Source organism: Oribacterium sp. KHPX15 (assembly GCF_900107835.1).
Classification (GTDB): domain Bacteria; phylum Bacillota; class Clostridia; order Lachnospirales; family Lachnospiraceae; genus Oribacterium.
In genome coordinates this window covers 96,045-114,083 of the sequence record NZ_FNRG01000009.1, presented here as the reverse complement: position 1 = coordinate 114,083, position 18,039 = coordinate 96,045, and the positions used below count along the sequence as shown (strand labels likewise).

At 42.0% G+C, this 18,039-nt stretch carries 15 protein-coding genes and 1 pseudogene; 14 read left to right on the top strand and 2 right to left on the bottom strand.

Features of this window, described 5'->3' with window-relative positions; translation table 11 throughout:
- Nucleotides 1-275 (top strand): annotated as a pseudogene (locus BLV86_RS17800) (IS4 family transposase); the annotation flags it as partial.
- Nucleotides 276-462: 187 nt separating this feature from the next.
- Here BLV86_RS17800 and BLV86_RS07830 read toward each other — a convergent pair.
- Complete coding sequence (locus BLV86_RS07830; RefSeq protein WP_090816096.1) at nt 463-1,017, bottom strand: chromate transporter; 555 nt, start codon at nt 1,015-1,017, stop codon at nt 463-465.
- Entirely contained in the window at nt 1,010-1,579 is a 570-nt protein-coding gene (locus BLV86_RS07825; RefSeq protein ID WP_031549637.1) for a chromate transporter, read from the bottom strand. Before BLV86_RS07825 ends, BLV86_RS07830 begins: the two co-directional genes overlap by 8 nt.
- Before the next feature lie 316 nt (nt 1,580-1,895).
- Here BLV86_RS07825 and BLV86_RS07820 point away from each other — a divergent pair, with 316 nt between their 5' ends.
- From BLV86_RS07820 to BLV86_RS07760, 13 genes are all read left to right on the top strand, one after another.
- Entirely contained in the window at nt 1,896-3,467 is a 1,572-nt protein-coding gene (locus tag BLV86_RS07820; protein WP_049962299.1) for a MotA/TolQ/ExbB proton channel family protein, read from the top strand.
- Between the two features lies 1 nt (nt 3,468).
- Complete coding sequence (locus BLV86_RS07815; RefSeq protein WP_175456473.1) at nt 3,469-4,497, top strand: OmpA family protein; 1,029 nt, start codon at nt 3,469-3,471, stop codon at nt 4,495-4,497.
- Between the two features lie 471 nt (nt 4,498-4,968).
- Nucleotides 4,969-6,573 carry a Na+/H+ antiporter NhaC family protein gene (locus tag BLV86_RS07810; RefSeq protein WP_090816092.1) on the top strand — a complete coding sequence of 535 codons (1,605 nt, stop codon included), beginning with the start codon at nt 4,969-4,971 and terminating at the stop codon, nt 6,571-6,573.
- Between the two features lie 232 nt (nt 6,574-6,805).
- On the top strand, nt 6,806-7,450 hold the full coding sequence (locus BLV86_RS07805; protein WP_031549630.1) for a hypothetical protein: 645 nt from the start codon (nt 6,806-6,808) through the stop codon (nt 7,448-7,450).
- Nucleotides 7,451-7,784: 334 nt separating this feature from the next.
- A complete protein-coding gene (locus tag BLV86_RS07800; RefSeq protein WP_090816090.1) occupies nt 7,785-9,062 on the top strand; it encodes a sensor histidine kinase in 1,278 nt (425 codons plus the stop codon).
- A 186-nt stretch (nt 9,063-9,248) separates the two neighbouring features.
- Complete coding sequence (locus BLV86_RS07795; RefSeq protein ID WP_049962296.1) at nt 9,249-9,527, top strand: STAS domain-containing protein; 279 nt, start codon at nt 9,249-9,251, stop codon at nt 9,525-9,527.
- Between the two features lie 52 nt (nt 9,528-9,579).
- Complete coding sequence (locus tag BLV86_RS07790) at nt 9,580-10,368, top strand: response regulator (RefSeq protein ID WP_031549624.1); 789 nt, start codon at nt 9,580-9,582, stop codon at nt 10,366-10,368.
- Nucleotides 10,369-10,818: 450 nt separating this feature from the next.
- Nucleotides 10,819-11,661 carry an SDR family NAD(P)-dependent oxidoreductase gene (locus BLV86_RS07785; protein ID WP_031549623.1) on the top strand — a complete coding sequence of 281 codons (843 nt, stop codon included), beginning with the start codon at nt 10,819-10,821 and terminating at the stop codon, nt 11,659-11,661.
- A gap of 524 nt (nt 11,662-12,185) precedes the next feature.
- Nucleotides 12,186-13,235, top strand: coding sequence for a 3-deoxy-7-phosphoheptulonate synthase (locus BLV86_RS07780; RefSeq protein WP_031549621.1), 1,050 nt, complete (start codon nt 12,186-12,188; stop codon nt 13,233-13,235).
- Between the two features lie 129 nt (nt 13,236-13,364).
- Nucleotides 13,365-14,585 carry a tyrosine--tRNA ligase gene (tyrS, locus tag BLV86_RS07775; protein WP_090816088.1) on the top strand — a complete coding sequence of 407 codons (1,221 nt, stop codon included), beginning with the start codon at nt 13,365-13,367 and terminating at the stop codon, nt 14,583-14,585.
- Between the two features lie 308 nt (nt 14,586-14,893).
- A complete protein-coding gene (locus BLV86_RS07770) occupies nt 14,894-15,469 on the top strand; it encodes a hypothetical protein (protein ID WP_090816086.1) in 576 nt (191 codons plus the stop codon).
- 161 nt (nt 15,470-15,630) lie between these two features.
- On the top strand, nt 15,631-17,439 hold the full coding sequence (locus BLV86_RS07765; protein ID WP_090816084.1) for a DUF5722 domain-containing protein: 1,809 nt from the start codon (nt 15,631-15,633) through the stop codon (nt 17,437-17,439).
- A gap of 260 nt (nt 17,440-17,699) precedes the next feature.
- Nucleotides 17,700-18,002 carry a DUF6110 family protein gene (locus BLV86_RS07760; RefSeq protein ID WP_031549611.1) on the top strand — a complete coding sequence of 101 codons (303 nt, stop codon included), beginning with the start codon at nt 17,700-17,702 and terminating at the stop codon, nt 18,000-18,002.
- Nucleotides 18,003-18,039 lie beyond the last annotated feature (37 nt).

Sequence of the window (18,039 nt, the reverse complement as noted above, 5' to 3'; positions counted from 1 at the left end):
CCATCGTATTTGCCAGATACATGTATCTTTCTGTATATCAAAGAAAAGATCAGGACGAACGTACGATAGGAGAAATCTTCTATGTACTGCTACAGGAAATGGAAGACATTACATTCCAACATTCTCTTTTCATACTCGTAGAGGCTATGACTGCAAGTATAAAGAACATACTTCATATCACAGACGAACAAGTTGAAGAAATCTATAAGGATTTCTTTTTCAGATTGCCTGAATATATGCAGGATGCTCTGACAAGTGATTACAAAGTGGCGTAATTGTATTTTTATAGTCTAGAATATAGAGTTTTCAAGGTGCGATGCCCACTATTTATGTGGGAAGTTTAAGTTACTAAAATAAAATAAGTAAGCGTCGGCGGAACCTGCCGACGCTTATTTACTTCGAAAGAAATCCATCGTGGACGGTTCTCGCCGGCGAGAATCGTCCACGATGGATTTCCAATCATCATAATTTCAAAACACCGTATACCACTATGCCAATCACTGCACTGATTATGATCACAGTGGGTATTCCGAGATTTGCGAATTTCAGAAGAATAATGTCAAAGATACTTATGATTATGGCTATTATGGAAATGCTTCCCTCTGACATGTAGTTTGTCTGGGATAGTGTGAAAAGCACACCTATAACCATGGCGATACATGCGGGACGGACACCTGTAAGGATTTTATGCATGATCTTTGAATGTTTGAATTTTTCAAAGAAAACCGCTCCTACAAGGCACAGAGTAAGGGATGGAGTGATGGCTCCGAGGTTTGCGAATATGGCTCCTAAAACTCCTCCGCCTTTAAGACCGGCGAATGTTGCACAGTTAAGTCCGAGAGGACCCGGGGTCATTTCAGCTATGGCAACTATATCTGAGATTTCCGAACTGTTCAGCCAGCCGTGTTCAAGCATTTCACTGGTGATGAGAGGAATCATGGATAGGCCGCCGAAGCTGGTGAATCCGATTTTTACAAAACTCCAGTAAAGCTGCAAACAGGTAAATATTTCACTCATGATCTGCTGCCTCCTTACGCTGATAAATCTCACTGATGATGATACCTGCGATGCCGCCAAGGATCACAAGATATACACAGTTGACATTAAAGACCAGGTAAAGGATTACGCACAGCACCATTACGAAATAGCAGGGTGGATACTTAAAGGCACCGTTTATCATTTTTAAGGCTGCTATAAATATGATTGGTACTACAGCACATCTTATACCGCTCATTGCAGAGGCTATCCAGTAGTTGGTGCGGAAAGCATTATAGAAATTTCCGACTATGAGAAGCACTAAAAATGGTGGAAGTATCATTCCGAAAAGGCAGGTGAAAGCTCCAAGTACACCGCCCTGGCTGTAGCCGAAAAGTATGGCGATGTTACCTATCATGGTTCCCGGAAGGCTTCGTCCCACACTGGTCATATCCAGGAGTTCTCCATCGGAAATCAGCTTCCGTTCCTCCACATATTTTTTTTGCATCTGAGCAACGATACTCCAGCCGCCTCCGAAGGTGAACAGTCCGAATTTCAGGAAATCACCAAATAAGGCAGCAAGAGAAATTTTTTTCTTTTCCATGATTACCTCCTCATGACGCAAATTATACGCAATTAAGTCTTATTATACATAGTCTGAGCATATTTTTCATGACATTTTTGTCACGAAATCAAAAATAAGAATGACAATTTTCTCAATAGAGGCAGGGCGACATTTAAGCGGTTGAAATTTATTATCTTTTTTAATCCTAAATTAAGGTTTATTTCAATAAGAATTGCTATAATTCTATAAAGAGCCTGAATTGTAAAGGCATATGAAAGTATAAAAGATCTGAGTGCCATAAGTGGATGTACTTCTGACACTTGTACAATAAGTAACTATCCGGAGGAAAAGGAATATGCAGAGAAAAAAATGGTATGAATGGATTATGGCTGTTGTTTTTATTGCCATGGTGGGATTATGTATATACCTTAATCTGTTTTCTGTTCAGGGCAGGGATATGTCAAGTATAGTGGTTAACAGTGCCATGTTTTTTATTGTTGCCATTATTCTCATAGCATGTGATAGGAAGGCATTTACTCCTATCAATCGTATCATTTACGATCTTCAGCGTGTAACCGGAAAGATTAAAAATGATGCTTTGAACAGTCATGCTTTCCTTTTTGACAGCTATAAGGCGAATCAGGAAATGCTTTTTGAGGAAGCGCATCTTAAGGATCTGTATCAGGATTATAACTTTGAACTCAATCGCATAAATGAGATGAGAGAGCACAGCTATAAATGTGATATAGAGGATTTCATAAATGACAATATCATTGACAGTGTTATGCACCGTGACCAGCTGAACCAGGTGGCCGGTGCCATGACAGGTCTCGGAATTCTCGGAACCTTTATAGGCCTCTCCCTGGGACTTCAGGAGTTTAATACCGGTTCAACTTTGGAGATCACAAACAGCATTGCTCCTCTTATGAATGGTATAAAGGTTGCATTCCATACATCTATATACGGAATGATCTTTTCCCTTACTTTTAACTATGTTTTCAAGAGGAAACTGGATGAAGCCGAAACTTCCATCCGTGATTTTGTTAATGCTTACAGAAAGTATGTCCTTCCCGATACCGAGTTCGACAGCGTGAACAGGCTGATAGAGCTTCAGGAAAAGCAGCTTAGTTCCATTGATAACCTTGGAGATAAGATAACTGATGAGCTCACAAGAGTTTTGACCCCTCAGTTCGACCGTATGAACAGAGTCATAACTGATTTTGCCAATATTGCAACCCAGAATCAGAGTGATGCCTTAAGGTCGGTTGTTAATGCATTTATTATAGAGATGAATAAATCCCTTAATGATGCATTCAAGCAATTATCCGATACCATATCCGAGTGCTACAATATTCAGAATAATAATGCAGATCTCATGAAACAGGTAATGGATGAAACAGGCAGCACCCGTGAGATAGCCCACCGTATAAATGAAGAGGCCAAGCTTCTCGGAGAGCAGCTGGCAGGCTTCACTGCAAGTGTTGTGGAGACGCAGCAGGAGATCAAGCGCAGCATGAATGATCTCTGGGTATCCAATGGAACAAATCAGAAGCTTATCGCTGATGACAGACAGTACCTGAGAGACCTTGAAAGCTACAGAAGCATGCTCAATGAGTCAGTTAAGGTATTCCAGAAGGAGCTTAATGCACAGAAAGAGCTGCTTGATGCCATAAGACTTTCAGTTAATCAGCTGCCGAAGAATATAGACAATACCTTCAAAGTCATAGATAACAATCTTATAAATGTTGAGTCACATCTCGTAAATCAGGCGGCTGAGATTAAGAAAGCCAACGATCAGCTTCCAAAGATCATTAACAACAGCTACAGGGATATGCAGGATGCGGTTGAACGTGCCGTTTCTTCTGTAAATGGTCTCACTCTTGCCATTGAAGAAGCAAAGAGAGGCAATGCGGCAAGGAGAAACTAAAATGTTTAAAGTCAAAAAAAAGAATGATCATCCAAAAAGACAGGATGGAGAAACCACATACTGGCTTTCATATTCGGATATGATGGCGGGCCTGCTTTTATGTTTCGTTCTGATCATTGCCCTCACAACTCTTCATTCACAGATGAAATTTGATCTTAAGGAAGAACAGTTGGCCGGTAAAGAAAAGGAACTGGTGGTACAGGCTTCCGAACTGGATGAACAGAAAAAAGTTGTGGCCACTCAAAAGGAAGAACTGGAGGAACAGCAGGCAAAGCTTGCGTCTCAGAGGGAGCTTCTGCTTACACAGGAGAGTAAGCTTAATTCCCAGGAAGAAACACTGAATGAGCAGTCACGTCTTCTTGCCGAGCTTCAGGAAATCATGAATACCCAGCAGGCAAAGCTTGACAGGATCATAGGTGTAAGGTCTGAGCTTATCGAGGAACTGAAAAAAGAGTTTTCCGGTTCCAACTTGAATATAAAGGTTGATGAAAAGACCGGAGCTATCACCATGGATTCAAGTATTCTGTTTGAATATAACAAGTCGGAACTGAAGGATTCGGGTAAGGATTTCCTTGCGGAGTTTTTGCCAAGATATGCCAATATTCTTTTAGATGATAAGTATAGGGAATATGTTTCTTCCATTTCCATCGAGGGACATACGGATACTAAAGGTAATTATCTGTTCAATCTCGATCTTTCACTTAAGCGTGCATATTCAGTTGCTGCTTATTGCCTTGGGGATAATTCCACTATTCTTTCCGGTGATCAGCTGAGTGAGATGAGAGAGCTTGTTTCAACTGACGGAAAATCCTATACAGATCCTGTTTACAATGAGGATGGTACAGAAAACAGTGAGGCTTCAAGGCGAGTAGAATTTCTCTTCACTCTGAAGGATGAGGATATGATCCGTGAGATGATCGAGATTCTGAATGAGCAGGAGAATGCCACTTCCGCAGCTGAAATCATAAGCGGCGGTCCGACTGTGCCGGCAGAAACCGGAGCTTCCGGAGCTTCTAATGGTCCGGGATGATGTATAAACGGACGTAACAGTTCAGCCGGGGCACTGGAAGAGCAGAGCCTGAGGGCATCAATTTGAAGGCGAGTCGCTTCGTCGGAAAAATCTAAGACAGACCCCCTAAGAACCACTAGGCCCTCGCCAATGTCAGATATTTTCTTTATGAAAAATCTGACTTGGCGAGGGGGCTAAGGAAAAAGGGAACCAAGTGGTTCTAAGGGCGTCTGTCTTGATTTTTCTCGACTCAGCTCAACGCCTTCAAATTGATGCCCTCAGGCTCTTATCTTCCAGTGCCCCGGCTGAACTGTAACTGGTTGTGTATATTTATTAAATTCTTTGCATATATACCATTGAATGATGGACTTTGGAAGTGTAATATATAGGTTATTAAATTTCAGAGTTGCTGCATTAAACTGATAAAGCAATAAAGCGTTGAGCTTGTGTAGCAATCAGAAGCATTTTAAATCAAAAAAGAAGGGGAGTAACATGAAACAAAATATCAAGCGCTATTACACTATAGGCTCTCTTGGTCTGGTGGTTTTCATCCTGATCATTGCCGGGTTTATGACTACGGCAGAAACGGTTCAGATGACTGCCTGGTCGCTTTTGCCGCCTATCATTGCCATAGGACTTGCTCTTGTAACTAAGGAAGTTTACAGTTCTTTGTTCATGGGTATACTGACAGGTGCGTTACTTTATTCCGGTTTTAATTTTGAAGGAACCATCAATCATATCTTTTCAGATGGTATAATCTCTGTTCTTTCTGACAGTTATAATGTCGGAATACTTTGCTTCCTGGTTATACTCGGAGCTATGGTACAGCTCATGAACAAGAGCGGAGGCTCGGCAGCGTTCGGAAAATGGGCTTCAAGTCAGATCAAGACAAGAGCAGGTGCCCAGCTTGCAACCATCGCTTTCGGATGCCTTATCTTTATTGATGACTATTTCAACTGTCTTACAGTAGGTTCTGTTATGCGTCCGGTTACAGATAAGCATAAGGTGAGCCGTGCAAAGCTTGCATATCTTATTGATGCTACGGCAGCACCTGTTTGTATCATCGCACCTATCTCTTCATGGGCAGCGGCAGTTTCCGGATTTGTTGAGGGTGAGAATGGAATGAAGCTTTTCCTTCAGACCATTCCGTACAATTTTTACGCGGTTCTTACTATAGTAATGATGGTAATGCTGGTTATGTTCAGGGTTGATTATGGACCTATGCGTAAGCATGAAAGCAATGCTATTGAAAAGAATGATCTTTTTACCACAACAGACAGAGCTGTTGAGACAAATCCTGAAGAGAACATGAGAGAGGACGGACATGTCCTTAACATGCTTGTTCCTATTGTTTCGCTTATCATATGCTGTGTTATAGGTATGATTTATTCCGGCGGATTTTTCAGCGGAACGGGCTTCATTGATGCTTTTGCAGGTTCTGATGCTTCTGTAGGACTTGTTCTTGGATCTGCTTCTGCACTTGTGATTACAATTGTGTTCTACATGATTGGAAATGTGCTTTCCTTCGATGAATGTATGAGTTCACTTCCGGATGGATTTAAGGCAATGATCGCTCCTATACTGATACTTACCTTTGCATGGTCTCTCAAGGCTATGACAGACAGTCTCGGAGCAAAGGAATTTGTTGCAGCGGTTGTTGAGCATTCAGCTGCAAACTATCTCAGCTTCCTGCCTTTCATCATTTTCCTTATCTCAATCGGTCTCAGTTTTGCAACAGGTACTTCATGGGGAACCTTTGGTATACTTATTCCTATCGTAGTTGCCTGCTTTGAGGGAATAGATCATACAATGATGATCATTGCAATGTCTGCATGTATGGCAGGTGCGGTTTGCGGAGACCACTGCTCACCTATCTCGGATACTACCATCATGTCAAGTGCCGGTGCCCAGTGTGTTCACATTAATCACGTATACACACAGCTTCCTTATGCACTCACTGCAGCAGCTGTATCTGCATTGGCATATATTGTGGCCGGAATCACCAAGAGCGCGGTTATTTCGCTTATTGTCGGAGCTATAGCCATTGCAGCGGTGCTTTTTATTATCCGCAGCAAGACCGGTATAGAAAAAGAGTAAATTTAATTTTTTCTCAGAAGGCGGTGCTGCTATGCACCGCCTTTTTTCTCGATAGGGACGTTACGTGTGTTTTGTGCTTGCACAAAATCACGTGTGACAGCCAATGCGTAATTGGGGTAAGGCGCATTTCCCCTGCTCGATTAGGCGATAATTGATTAAAAATTTATCAAAAGTGTGACTCTTTTGTGATATTTCATGTTGTATCATGCCGCTATAGGAGTGAAAAAAGAAAATGAGTTCTTATTTTGATGTTGAACATCCGGTTAAAACTGAGACCGAAGAACTGATCGGCATTTCTTCGAATAATCGGAATATACCTGATATAAGAGTCGTCATGGTGCCGGAAGTGATTTTTCCGGAGGGCTCAGAAGGATTTAAGCTTGTTGATTATCTCCGAAGATCCACGAGGGGGTATCAGACTGTTGAAGAGCATGATGAATTTCTGAGATATGTATTTGAACCCTTCAGTAATACAGAGAAGCTGAAGCTTGGCTTCTGGTGTGTTGAAGAAGTTGGTAAGATGCCTTTAAATCTCATTGAGATGTATTCGTACATATTTACCAACTGCTTTGGGGACAATGGCAGAGACCTTGTTACATCACCAAGTGCCGTCAGAGATGTTTTTGAACGGATCTTTATAAACGGTGAGAACTATATCGATCATTATAAGCTTAGTCCGGTAAATAAGATGAACTACTACGAGATGGTTTGCGAGTTTATCGAGAATGTAACAAGAGGAGAAGTGGCAGGCAGTTTTTTATCAAAGGAACAGGAGCACATGGTTGTTACCTACATGCCGCCGGGGAAGGATTATGTTAATGTCTATATTCCGGCAGCTTCCGAAGCTTCTGTAAATCCTGAAAAAATGGTGATATGACAATCCGGTACATTATTTAGGGGGTATCGGAGGGCCTTTCAAAATCGGTAGACCTCTTCAGATAACAATATTTGGTCTGTGTTTTCACTTATTGGATGGGAATGTGGGTTAAATCGTTTTCCAAGGTCGGCCTGATAGAAGAGTATAGGGGAAAATCGCTTAAGTCATTATGGAATCTTTTAAAGATTATCCATTGGCTTAAGCGATTTTTCTTTTTTTATGATGTATTATATAAGTATGGTTTACAAAGCTGAATTACCGGCAGATCATATCTCGATTGTGCTGCCGCAAAATGATACTAAAGTAACAGATTAACTGGAACAGGTACAGCCTTATGTTGATAGCTAAAGTAGGGTCGGAAGCCTATGGAGCATGTATAGCGTTGGTGCTTCTGGTGGGAATGCTGACAACCTTTAAAAAAAGTTTAAAAAACTATTGTCTCATATTGATTCTTGCTTCCAATGGATTAATGCTTATTATTGATGCGCTTACCTGGTGGCTTGAGTATAACGATAAGGTCAGGACCTTGTATGTCATATTCACCATTAGCTCAGTATCGCTTTTATATCTGATTGTGGCGGTGTTTAATTATTACATTTATTTTTATCTGTCCGAAAAGTGCAGTGTGCCGGCATGGATCGGACACTTCGGAGTGCCCTTTTGTGTTTTGGGATTTGTAATGTGGCTGACATCCCCCATACATGGTCAGGTTTTCTATATTGAAAACGGAGTATATATACACGGACCTTTATATATGCTTTCACAGCTTCTGGGTGCGGGAGTTATTTTCTTTGATTTCGTACTGACCATCATTTACAGAAAAAACCTTGAACTTCTTGATTTCATTGCTGTAATTGGCTACATGCTCCTTCCGCTTTTTGCTGTCGCTATGACGATGCTTATGCCAAGCGTCGGATCGGCTTTCATTTACCTTTCTGTAACCCTCAGTATGCTGATGGTTTACACCTTTATTCATGTTCAGCAAAGTATAGAACTTAAAGAAAAAGAAAATGCGCTTACCCAGGAAAGGCTATCCATTATGATGAGCCAGATTCAGCCGCATTTTTTGTACAATTCTCTTAATGCCATTTATTATCTTTGTACCAAGGATCCGGAGATGGCTCAGGAAGCCATAGGTGAATTCTCCGACTATCTGCGCGGAAATCTTGATTCTCTGAGAACAAAGGAACCAGTACCTTTTGAAAAGGAACTTGATCACATTAAAAACTACCTTGCTCTCGAAAAAATGAGATTTGATGATGATCTGAATATAGTCTATGACATTGAGACAAAAGATTTCAAACTTCCGGCGTTGACAGTACAACCTATTGTCGAGAATGCAGTAAAATATGGAGTAGGTAAATCTCCTAATGGCGGTACGGTTACGATATCAAGCCGGGAGTATGATGACAGATATGAGATCGTTGTAGACGACGACGGCGTAGGAGGTTACACGGAAGCAAAAAGAGAGTACGACGGCAGATCTCATATAGGTATACAGAATGTCCGTGAACGTCTTAAGCTTCAGTGCAAAGGTTCCCTTAATATAGTAAGTGAACTTGGAGTAGGAACTACTGTCACCATAGTGATACCAAAAGAAGATACAAAGTAGTTACGGCATACATTGATAAGTTAATATTTTTAACGGATTTTACTGATCGGAAGACTATAAAAAGTAATTCTGTTTTTGTAAGGATTTGGAACGAAAAATATAGTAGTTCTGTATAAAATTTAGTATCATATTTAAAAGAATTATTTTTAAAACAATCATTAAACAATAAAAAGGAGCGGAATGACTATGGCAGTTGATTATGTGATGATGGAAAGAGTAGACGGAAAAACCGCACCGCAGCTTGATAAGGATCTGAGAGATTTTATTGAAGCCGGTAACACTGAGATCAATATAGATATGACAAATACAAAGTATATCAGTTCTGCAGGTTTGAGAGCACTCCTTTCAGCCCAGAAACAGCTCAATAAATTGTCAGGTTCCATGGTATTAAGAGGAGTTTCTGATGCAGTTCGCGAGATATTTGATGTTACAGGATTCTCAGGATTTCTTACCATCGAAGACTGAGAGTCGTATTTAAGGGGTGTGGATAAAAAATCCTAAATTGAGGGGTACAGATATGCAGGTGCTTGCTATTGATGACGAGAAGATAGCATTGGAAGGACTGACGGACCTGATTAAAAAGGCATTACCTGACGCGGAGGTTTATTCTTACAGGAATGCTTTGAAGGCCATTGAGGAACTGGAAGGGAAGCACATAGATATAGCTTTTCTTGATATTGAAATGAGAGATATAAACGGTCTTCAGTTTGCTGACCATTTAAAAGAACGTTTTCCAAAGATTAATGTAATCTTCACAACCGGTTACAGTGAGTATGTGGGTGAGGCCATGGATCTCCATGCCAGCGGATATATCATGAAGCCGGTTACACTTGAAAAGATAAAAAAAGAGATAGGAGATCTGAGATATCCTGTTGAGGATGCCGGAAAGAAGAAGGATGTTCTGAGGGTTCAGACTTTCGGAAACTTTGAGGTGTTTAAAAATAATGAGGTTCTCCATTTTCAGTACAATAAGACAAAGGAGCTTTTTGCCTATCTTATCGACAGGTGCGGAGCCCGAACCAGTAACGGTGAGATTCTGGGTGTTCTCTGGGAGGATGATGCCAATCCCGAGCGAAAGGCTTCATATCTTCAGAATCTCCGTGCAGATATGATGTCAACCTTAAATGAAGCGGGATTTTCTGATGTCATCGTTCGACAGAGGGGAACCATAGCTGTTGTTCCCGATAAGATGGAGTGCGATCTCTATGAGTGGAAAAAGGACAGAAATTCCGCAAGCTCGAAGTACACCGGTGAATATATGAATCAGTTCAGCTGGGCGGAGTACAGTAAGGGTGCACTTGAGTAACCCGGCCGGAGCAGAAGCTAATCCCTTTGAATGCGAGTCGCCTCGTCGGAAAAATCTAAAATCGGACCCCTAAGAACCACTAGGCCCTCGGTAAAGAAAGAATCCTGACGGATTCTTTTGAACCGCTCAAAGCCGCGCGGCTCCCAAGATTAAAAAACAAATCTTGGGCAGCAATGTCAGATATTTTCTTTATGAAAAATCTGACTTGGCGAGGGGGCTAAGGAAAATAGAGCCAAGTGGTTCTAAGGGGTCCGATTTTGAATTTTCTCGACTCGGCTCAACGCATTCAAAGGGATTAGCTCCTGCTCCTACATGATGATTCTCGATATGAATCGTTAGTTTTGTATAAATAATTGTAGAATAATTTATCAAATTTAGTACTACAATTATTTGGAATATCTGTTAAAATGTATTCATTGTATGACAATATTTCAAAAAGGAGTAAATATCATGGAATTACCATTTAAGATTGATCTTTCGGGAGAAGTTGCTGTAGTTACAGGAGGTACCGGGGTTATCGGTGGAATGTATGCCCGCGCACTTGCTGCATGTGGTGCAAAGGTTGCGGTACTTGGACGTAAAAAGGAGAACGGAGCTCAGGTACTTGCTGATATTGAGGCAGACGGTGGTGAGGCTATGGCTGTGGCAGCAAACGTTCTTGACAAAGACAGCCTTCTTGCTGCAAGACAGGAAGTGCTTGATAAGTGGGGACATATCAACATCCTTGTAAACTGTGCAGGCGGAGCCATTAAGGCAGCACAGGTTCCTCAGGATCATTATCATGAGAAAGAAGAGGGAACAGACACACTCTTCACCATGGATCTCGAAAATGTTCACAAAGAGCTTGACCTTAACATTTACGGAACCATGCTTCCCACACAGGTTTTCGGTGAAGTGATGGTTGGTCAGGACAATGCCAACATCGTAAACATTTCCTCTATGGGAGCATATCATCCGCTCACCAGAATTCCGGGATATTCAGCAGGTAAGGCAGGCGTTGCAAGCTTCACAGAGTGGTGCGCAATCTACTTTGCCAAGAGCGGCATCAGAGTTAACGCAGTTGCTCCGGGATTCTTCCAGACAACCCAGAACCATGCCCTTCACTTCAACGATGACGGAACACCAAAGCCGCGTGCACAGCACATCATCGACGCAACACCTATGCTGAAGTACGGTGATCCTTCAGACCTGGTAGGAGCCCTCCTTTACCTGGTAAGCCCTAAGGGTTCAGACTTCGTCACCGGCATGGTCCTCCCCGTAGACGGCGGCTTCCATGTATATTTGGGTGTATAATTTAACATAAAATCCAGTTCATCTTTATTCAAAAAGTTATTGATGGATTTGCAATATGTGAAGAAAAAGCAATGGATATGCGCTGAAACTTTCTCAGCGTGAGAAAATGGAAGGGATGGGTGACAAGGCTTGCGAGTTGAAAGAACATCCTACCTGTCATGTGCGTACTAGGCGTACGTAAGTACGAATTGTACGCACATGACAGGTAGGATGTACTTTCAATCTCGTGGGCCGCCGCTCATTCCTTCCATTTTCGTATTGTTGTCAACAACCCAGCGCATATCCATTGCTTTTTCTGTACCATTTCAATAAAAGTTATGGTTTTCATACCTTATTATTACTTGATTTTATGCCTCACAAGCACTATACTTCAGCTAATGCGGCTTTTATCTGCATTTCCGGTATCCGTCAGGTGCGGAAGAATATCCCGGAAATCGTCATGACCGGTAAGCATCGGCATGAATTTAGATATAAGTCCACGGGAAGGGTAGATATGAAGACCCTCGCATTGAAAGGAGTACACTATGGGATTTGAATTCAGAGCAAAGCTCCCCTCAAGCTCAGAGATCAGGGAGCAGCTTCCGCTTTCGGCAGAACTTGCAAAAATTAAAGCGGAAAGAGACGAAGAGATTAAAGCAATATTCAGAGGAGACTCACGTAAGTTTCTCCTTATCATAGGACCATGTTCTGCAGACCATCCGGATCCTGTACTTGATTACTGCAACCGCCTTAAGGAAGTTGCGGAGCAGGTTAAAGATAGCATCATGATCGTCCCCAGAATTTATACAAATAAGCCACGTACAACAGGGCAGGGCTATAAAGGCATGCTCCACCAGCCGGATCCCGAAAAGGATGCCAATGTTTTGGGCGGCATCGCAGCCATCAGAAAGCTCCATATGGAAGTCCTTCAGCAGACAGGTATGTCAACAGCTGACGAGATGCTCTATCCTGATAACCTCCGTTACTTAAGCGACATTATGAGCTATGTGGCCGTAGGAGCACGTTCTGTTGAAAACCAGCAGCACAGACTTGTTGCATCAGGTATAGATGTTCCAACAGGAATGAAGAATCCGACTTCCGGAGATTTCGGGGTAATGCTTAACTCCATTTATGCAGGACAGCATGCTCACGATTTCATCTTCCGTGAGTGGGAAGTTCAGTCAGACGGAAACCCGTATACACATGCCATTTTAAGAGGTGCCCAGTCAAAGCACGGTCAGATGATGCCGAACTATCATTATGAAGACCTTAAGCTCCTCTATAACCTTTATACGAAAAAAGAACTTTTATATCCTGCAGTTGTTGTGGATACCAATCATTGCAATTCAGCAAAGAAGTACAAAGAGCAGCTTCGTATCGCTCAGGAAGTAATGCATTCCCGTAAGTATTCACCTGAGCTTGCAGGCTTTGTAAAGGGTCTCATGGTAGAGTCCTACATTGAAGAAGGCAGCTGCAAGGTGGAAGACCACATTTACGGAAAGTCCATCACCGACGCCTGCATCGGCTGGGACGATACCAAGCGCCTCATTTCAAACGTATACGATTATGTTCAGATGACAAAATTTGAGGACTAAGTAGATTTGGCCGGAGCCGGCAGGCTCCGGCTTTTTTATATTCCAATTTTATTTGCATTTATTTAATTGATTTGTATAATAAGGTGATATGAGTGTGAAAACACATTAATTGCAAAGGAGAAAGATTCCATGGGAGTATACGAAGAATTAGTAGCCAGAGGCCTGATCGCTCAGGTGACAAACGAAGAAGAGATCAAGAATCTCGTAAATAACGGTAAGGCTACATTTTATATAGGATTTGACCCGACTGCTGATTCTCTGCATGTCGGACACTTTATGGCACTGACACTTATGAAGCGTCTCCAGGAAGCCGGCAACAAGCCTATCGCACTGGTAGGCGGCGGAACTGCCATGATCGGTGATCCTTCAGGACGTTCAGACATGCGTTCAATGATGACAATTGAGCAGATTGATCATAACTGCGAGTGCTTCAAGAAGCAGATGAGCCGCTTCATTGAGTTTGGAGAAGGCAAGGCTAAGCTGGTAAACAATGCTGACTGGCTCAGAAACCTTAACTTCCTTGATTTCATGCGTGAGATCGGACCATGCTTCTCAGTAAATGATATGCTTCGTGCAAGATGCTATGTTAACCGTATGGAGCAGGGACTTACCTTCCTTGAGTTCTCTTACATGCTTATGCAGGGATATGATTTCTACAGACTTTTCAAGGATTACGGCTGTAACATGGAGTTCGGCGGCGATGACCAGTGGTCCAACATGCTTGCCGGAACAGAGCTTATCCGTAAGAAGGAAGCAAAGGATGCTCATGCCCTTACCATCACACTTCTCACTAATAAAGAAGGAAAGAAGATGGGCAAGACAGCCAGCGGTGCCGTATGGCTTGATCCGAACAAGACAACTCCTTATGATTTCTATCAGTACTGGAGAAATGTTGATGACGCGGACGTTATCAAGTGCCTTAAGCTCCTTACATTTGTTCCTCTTGAGGAGATTCAGGAGATGGAGAAGTGGGAAGGCGCAGAGCTTAACAAGGCTAAGGAGAAGCTTGCTTACTCACTTACAGAGCTTGTTCACGGAAAGGAAGAGGCTGACAAGGCCGATTCAGCTGCAAAGGCACTGTTTGTAAGCGGAAGTGACAGTGAGAACATGCCTAAGTACACACTTAAGTCTGAGGATTACAGAGACGGCGCCATCGACATCTGCGGAGTCCTTACAGTTTCAGGTCTTACAAAATCAAGATCTGAGGCACGTCAGAACGTACAGCAGGGCGGTGTTCAGGTTGCAGGAGAGAAGGTTTCCGATATAAAGGCAAGCTACACAGCAGAATTCTTTAAGGACGGAGTTGTGGTACAGCGCGGAAAGAAGAAATTCGTAAAGATTTTCTCTTAAAGGTTTAAAGATAGAATCCTTACGGATTCTTAACCGCTAAAAGCCATTCAACTTCCGGGATTGAAAATCGGGGCAGTGACTATATAGATAAAAGTCATCTTATTTAAGGGCTTTTCGGATTTTTTAACGGCTGGTTTATTTAGAAAGAATTACTTCGTTAGTCTTAAATTTAGTTTACAGATGGGGCTCTGGTATTGTCGGGCTCCATCTTTTACTTTATAATGGATTTGTAGGTTGATTAAAAATTAACAGGTTTATGCTGTTTTTAAGCAGTGGCCTGTAATCTTAAGAAGGAGCTTTATCAATCCATGTTATTTAAAAATATACTCCGTGGAACTATAGCAGCATCTTGTATAGCAGCTGCATTAAGTTTTACGGCATTAGCCTCCTCATCAAAGGAAGGCGCTGTGGACCCAATACAGATAGTGGTAGACAGCGACTATATACTTTATAAGGTTAATGATCCTGTTTCACGTCAGACCAAACAGGCTTATATAGTTTGCGACAATGCAGAGTTCCACTTTGTTTCCGGATCATACAATGAAGCTGAGACGATCTTCTATATCAACGAATTTTTATCAGGACAGGATGCAGGTGTATCAAACAGAGTACTGAAGAAGAAAGTTCGCATGGGTGAACAGCTTACCATGCTTCCTGAAGATGTATTCGATGAGGACGTAAGCGATGGTTCGGCATACAGATTCACAGACCGTTGCTATGATATAAGGGTTTATTACGGACCGGGCGATAATTATGATGACTTTTATTTCGGACTTGTAGATTCGAAGACTTTTGAAAAAATGTCAGAGACTATCGGATTTCCGGAAGATAAGGAAGAAGTAACTGAAACTTCCTACATATCAGGACCGGTTGTTGAGAGATGATACCTGTTAAAATTTAAAAATGATAATTTGAAGATACATATGGTTCGACCGTATGTATCTTTTTTATTTTTATTTAATCAACTCTTTCATAAGAGTAAGAAAAATGCTATAGGTTGTGATTTTATGAAATGTTATACTTCATTTACCTGGGAGGAAAAGAAATGTCATTTAAATCACATAAAAAGAAATTGATAACTTTGACTGTTGCAGTTAGCTTTGCAGCACTTACGCAGCTTACAGCTTTCGCTGAGGTTGTGGGTAAAGGAGTGAATCCCTCATTTATACAGGGACCAACCGCAGGCACAGTTCAGGAAGATTCCTCGGGCACTGCTGCCAACACTGCCATCAGTGCGGGAAACGATTACAGGTATCGCATTGACTATACCACAGCGGATTCTTTGAGGGCATCTGCAGTAGTCTCGGGACAGGCAACCATCACAAATGTAAATTTGAACATTTATGATCCTACAAAGATAAATATAACAGTCGATGCTTCGGCGCTTATCGGGCAGGTTCAGGAATTATATCTTTTTGATATTAAGCCTTATGAAACAGATCTTTTCTCGAGGACGGACCCACTGCTGGTAAAGCCCATAGGAAATGGCATATTCACATTAACTGCAGATCTTTTCAGGGAGGATGGAAGCAACAGATTATATGATGCCTTTGTTATTGCTGTCCCCACCGAAAGTGGATATTACCCGGTTTCCAACAGATGCTACATCTCAAATCCGGAGGCCATAGCACCGGATCAGACACCGGCTCTCAACCTTGGGAAAAAGGGACTTATGGTAGATCCCAACATACTGGATGATGCCATTGACCAGAATATAAAGCACGCCTTCATAGCTGTTACCACAAGCCAGCTTTTCGGCACAGGTATAAATTATTCCTTTGAGGGAAAAACCTATTCATTTGATTCAGGACTTATCAATCAGCTCGATCAGGAGATAAACCGTCTCAGTTCAAGCGGAATAGCGGTTACGGCCGGAATAGTAAACGGCTGGAATGCTGCATATCCTGATCTCTACAGACCCGGCACGGCTGTTCAGAGTTCATCTGCAGCTCTTTACTATGGTTTCAATGTTGAGACTGAGGAAGGTTTTCAGATGGTGAAAGCATTGGCATCCTTCCTGGCAAACCGGTATAACGGGCATAACAGTCACGGAAAGATCACCAACTGGGTCATAGGAAATGAGATCAACAATCAGTACTGGAATTATGTCGGAAACTATGGCGTTGTTGACTATACAAGAATTTTCCAGAGAACCTTCAGGGTATTTTACAATGCTATCAAATCGGTTTCTGCCAATGACAATGTCATGTTCTCACTGGATTATTACTGGACAATTCCCGCAGAATCAGGGTATGTAAGCAAATATCCCGGAAAGGATGTGCTTGACAGCTTTGCGGCACTTGATAAACAGGAAGGAAGTTCCAACTGGGCTCTTGCCATCCATCCATATCCATATCCTTTGACAGACCCGAACTTCTGGAATGATGAAAAGTCCGGAAAGGTTAATCAGGAAATCACAACACCGGTTGTAAGTTATCTTAACCTGAGCGTACTTACAAACTATATGCATAACAGTTATATGCTTGATAACAATGGAAACGTCCGGAACATTTTCATGACGGAGCAGGGCTTTAGCTCTATAAAAAATCTGTCTCAGGATGCCCAGACAGAACAGGCTGCTGCTGTGGCCTACGGGCACTATATCGTAGAAAATAATCCTGATATTGATGCGTATATGCTTTCGCGTCAGCTGGATAATCCCGGAGAAACCAAGGACGGACTTTATTTCGGACTGTCCACTACGGGTGCAGACGGTTCTCTTGTTGCAAAGCCTGCAAGAGAAGTATTTAAATACATTGATGACCCTGCGAAGTCTCTGGAGGTTTCCGAGTTCGCAAAGCAGATCATCGGTATAACAGACTGGTCGGAGGTTATTCCGAATTTTCACATATAACTAAGATATTTATTATGATTCAAGGCAGGTCGGATTCGCTTCGGTCTGCCTGATTTTTTTGCAGTTAGATATGATGTGTACAAGTTTCAAAACTAACCAAAAGATTTTTTTGTGAAAATTTGTAGAAATATTGATAAAATATAGACGTGACTAACGTAGGAACCGAAAACTATAATTTATATATAAAGTTAAAAAGGCTTGGTCGCGAAGAGTTAGCTTAACGACCGTACCTATATATAAAACCGAAAGGAGAACATATTATGTGGTTAACAGATTGTTTTTGTAAGATCAACTGGAAGAAGGTTGGCATTTTCGCCAGTGGATTTGCTTTTGGAACAGCAGGTCTCAAGATTCTTGCATCAAAGGATGCAAAGAAGGTTTATGTTCAGGCAACAGCTGCAGCACTTCGTGCTAAAGAGTGTGTTCTTGACACAGCAGCCTGCATTCAGGAAAATGCTGAGGACGTTCTTGCCGCTGCCAAGGAAGAAAACGAAAAGAGAGCCGCAGAGGTTATTACAGATGAGGATCTTCAGGAAGATATCGAGTCAGATGATGAGGCATGAGTTTAAATATTAGCTTTTGGAAATAATTGCTGATCAG

What these genes read in the sequence shown, in the direction of transcription:
- BLV86_RS07810 (WP_090816092.1), top strand. Translation starts at nt 4,969, where the DNA reads ATGAAACAAAATATCAAGCGCTATTACACTATAGGCTCTCTTGGTCTG.
- BLV86_RS07765 (WP_090816084.1), top strand. Translation starts at nt 15,631, where the DNA reads ATGTCATTTAAATCACATAAAAAGAAATTGATAACTTTGACTGTTGCA.
- BLV86_RS07795 (WP_049962296.1), top strand. Translation starts at nt 9,249, where the DNA reads ATGGCAGTTGATTATGTGATGATGGAAAGAGTAGACGGAAAAACCGCA.
- BLV86_RS07770 (WP_090816086.1), top strand. Translation starts at nt 14,894, where the DNA reads ATGTTATTTAAAAATATACTCCGTGGAACTATAGCAGCATCTTGTATA.
- BLV86_RS07820 (WP_049962299.1), top strand. Translation starts at nt 1,896, where the DNA reads ATGCAGAGAAAAAAATGGTATGAATGGATTATGGCTGTTGTTTTTATT.
- BLV86_RS07805 (WP_031549630.1), top strand. Translation starts at nt 6,806, where the DNA reads ATGAGTTCTTATTTTGATGTTGAACATCCGGTTAAAACTGAGACCGAA.
- BLV86_RS07790 (WP_031549624.1), top strand. Translation starts at nt 9,580, where the DNA reads ATGCAGGTGCTTGCTATTGATGACGAGAAGATAGCATTGGAAGGACTG.
- BLV86_RS07760 (WP_031549611.1), top strand. Translation starts at nt 17,700, where the DNA reads ATGTGGTTAACAGATTGTTTTTGTAAGATCAACTGGAAGAAGGTTGGC.
- BLV86_RS07825 (WP_031549637.1), bottom strand. Translation starts at nt 1,579, where the DNA reads ATGGAAAAGAAAAAAATTTCTCTTGCTGCCTTATTTGGTGATTTCCTG.
- tyrS (WP_090816088.1), top strand. Translation starts at nt 13,365, where the DNA reads ATGGGAGTATACGAAGAATTAGTAGCCAGAGGCCTGATCGCTCAGGTG.
- BLV86_RS07830 (WP_090816096.1), bottom strand. Translation starts at nt 1,017, where the DNA reads ATGAGTGAAATATTTACCTGTTTGCAGCTTTACTGGAGTTTTGTAAAA.
- BLV86_RS07815 (WP_175456473.1), top strand. Translation starts at nt 3,469, where the DNA reads ATGTTTAAAGTCAAAAAAAAGAATGATCATCCAAAAAGACAGGATGGA.
- BLV86_RS07780 (WP_031549621.1), top strand. Translation starts at nt 12,186, where the DNA reads ATGGGATTTGAATTCAGAGCAAAGCTCCCCTCAAGCTCAGAGATCAGG.
- BLV86_RS07785 (WP_031549623.1), top strand. Translation starts at nt 10,819, where the DNA reads ATGGAATTACCATTTAAGATTGATCTTTCGGGAGAAGTTGCTGTAGTT.
- BLV86_RS07800 (WP_090816090.1), top strand. Translation starts at nt 7,785, where the DNA reads ATGTTGATAGCTAAAGTAGGGTCGGAAGCCTATGGAGCATGTATAGCG.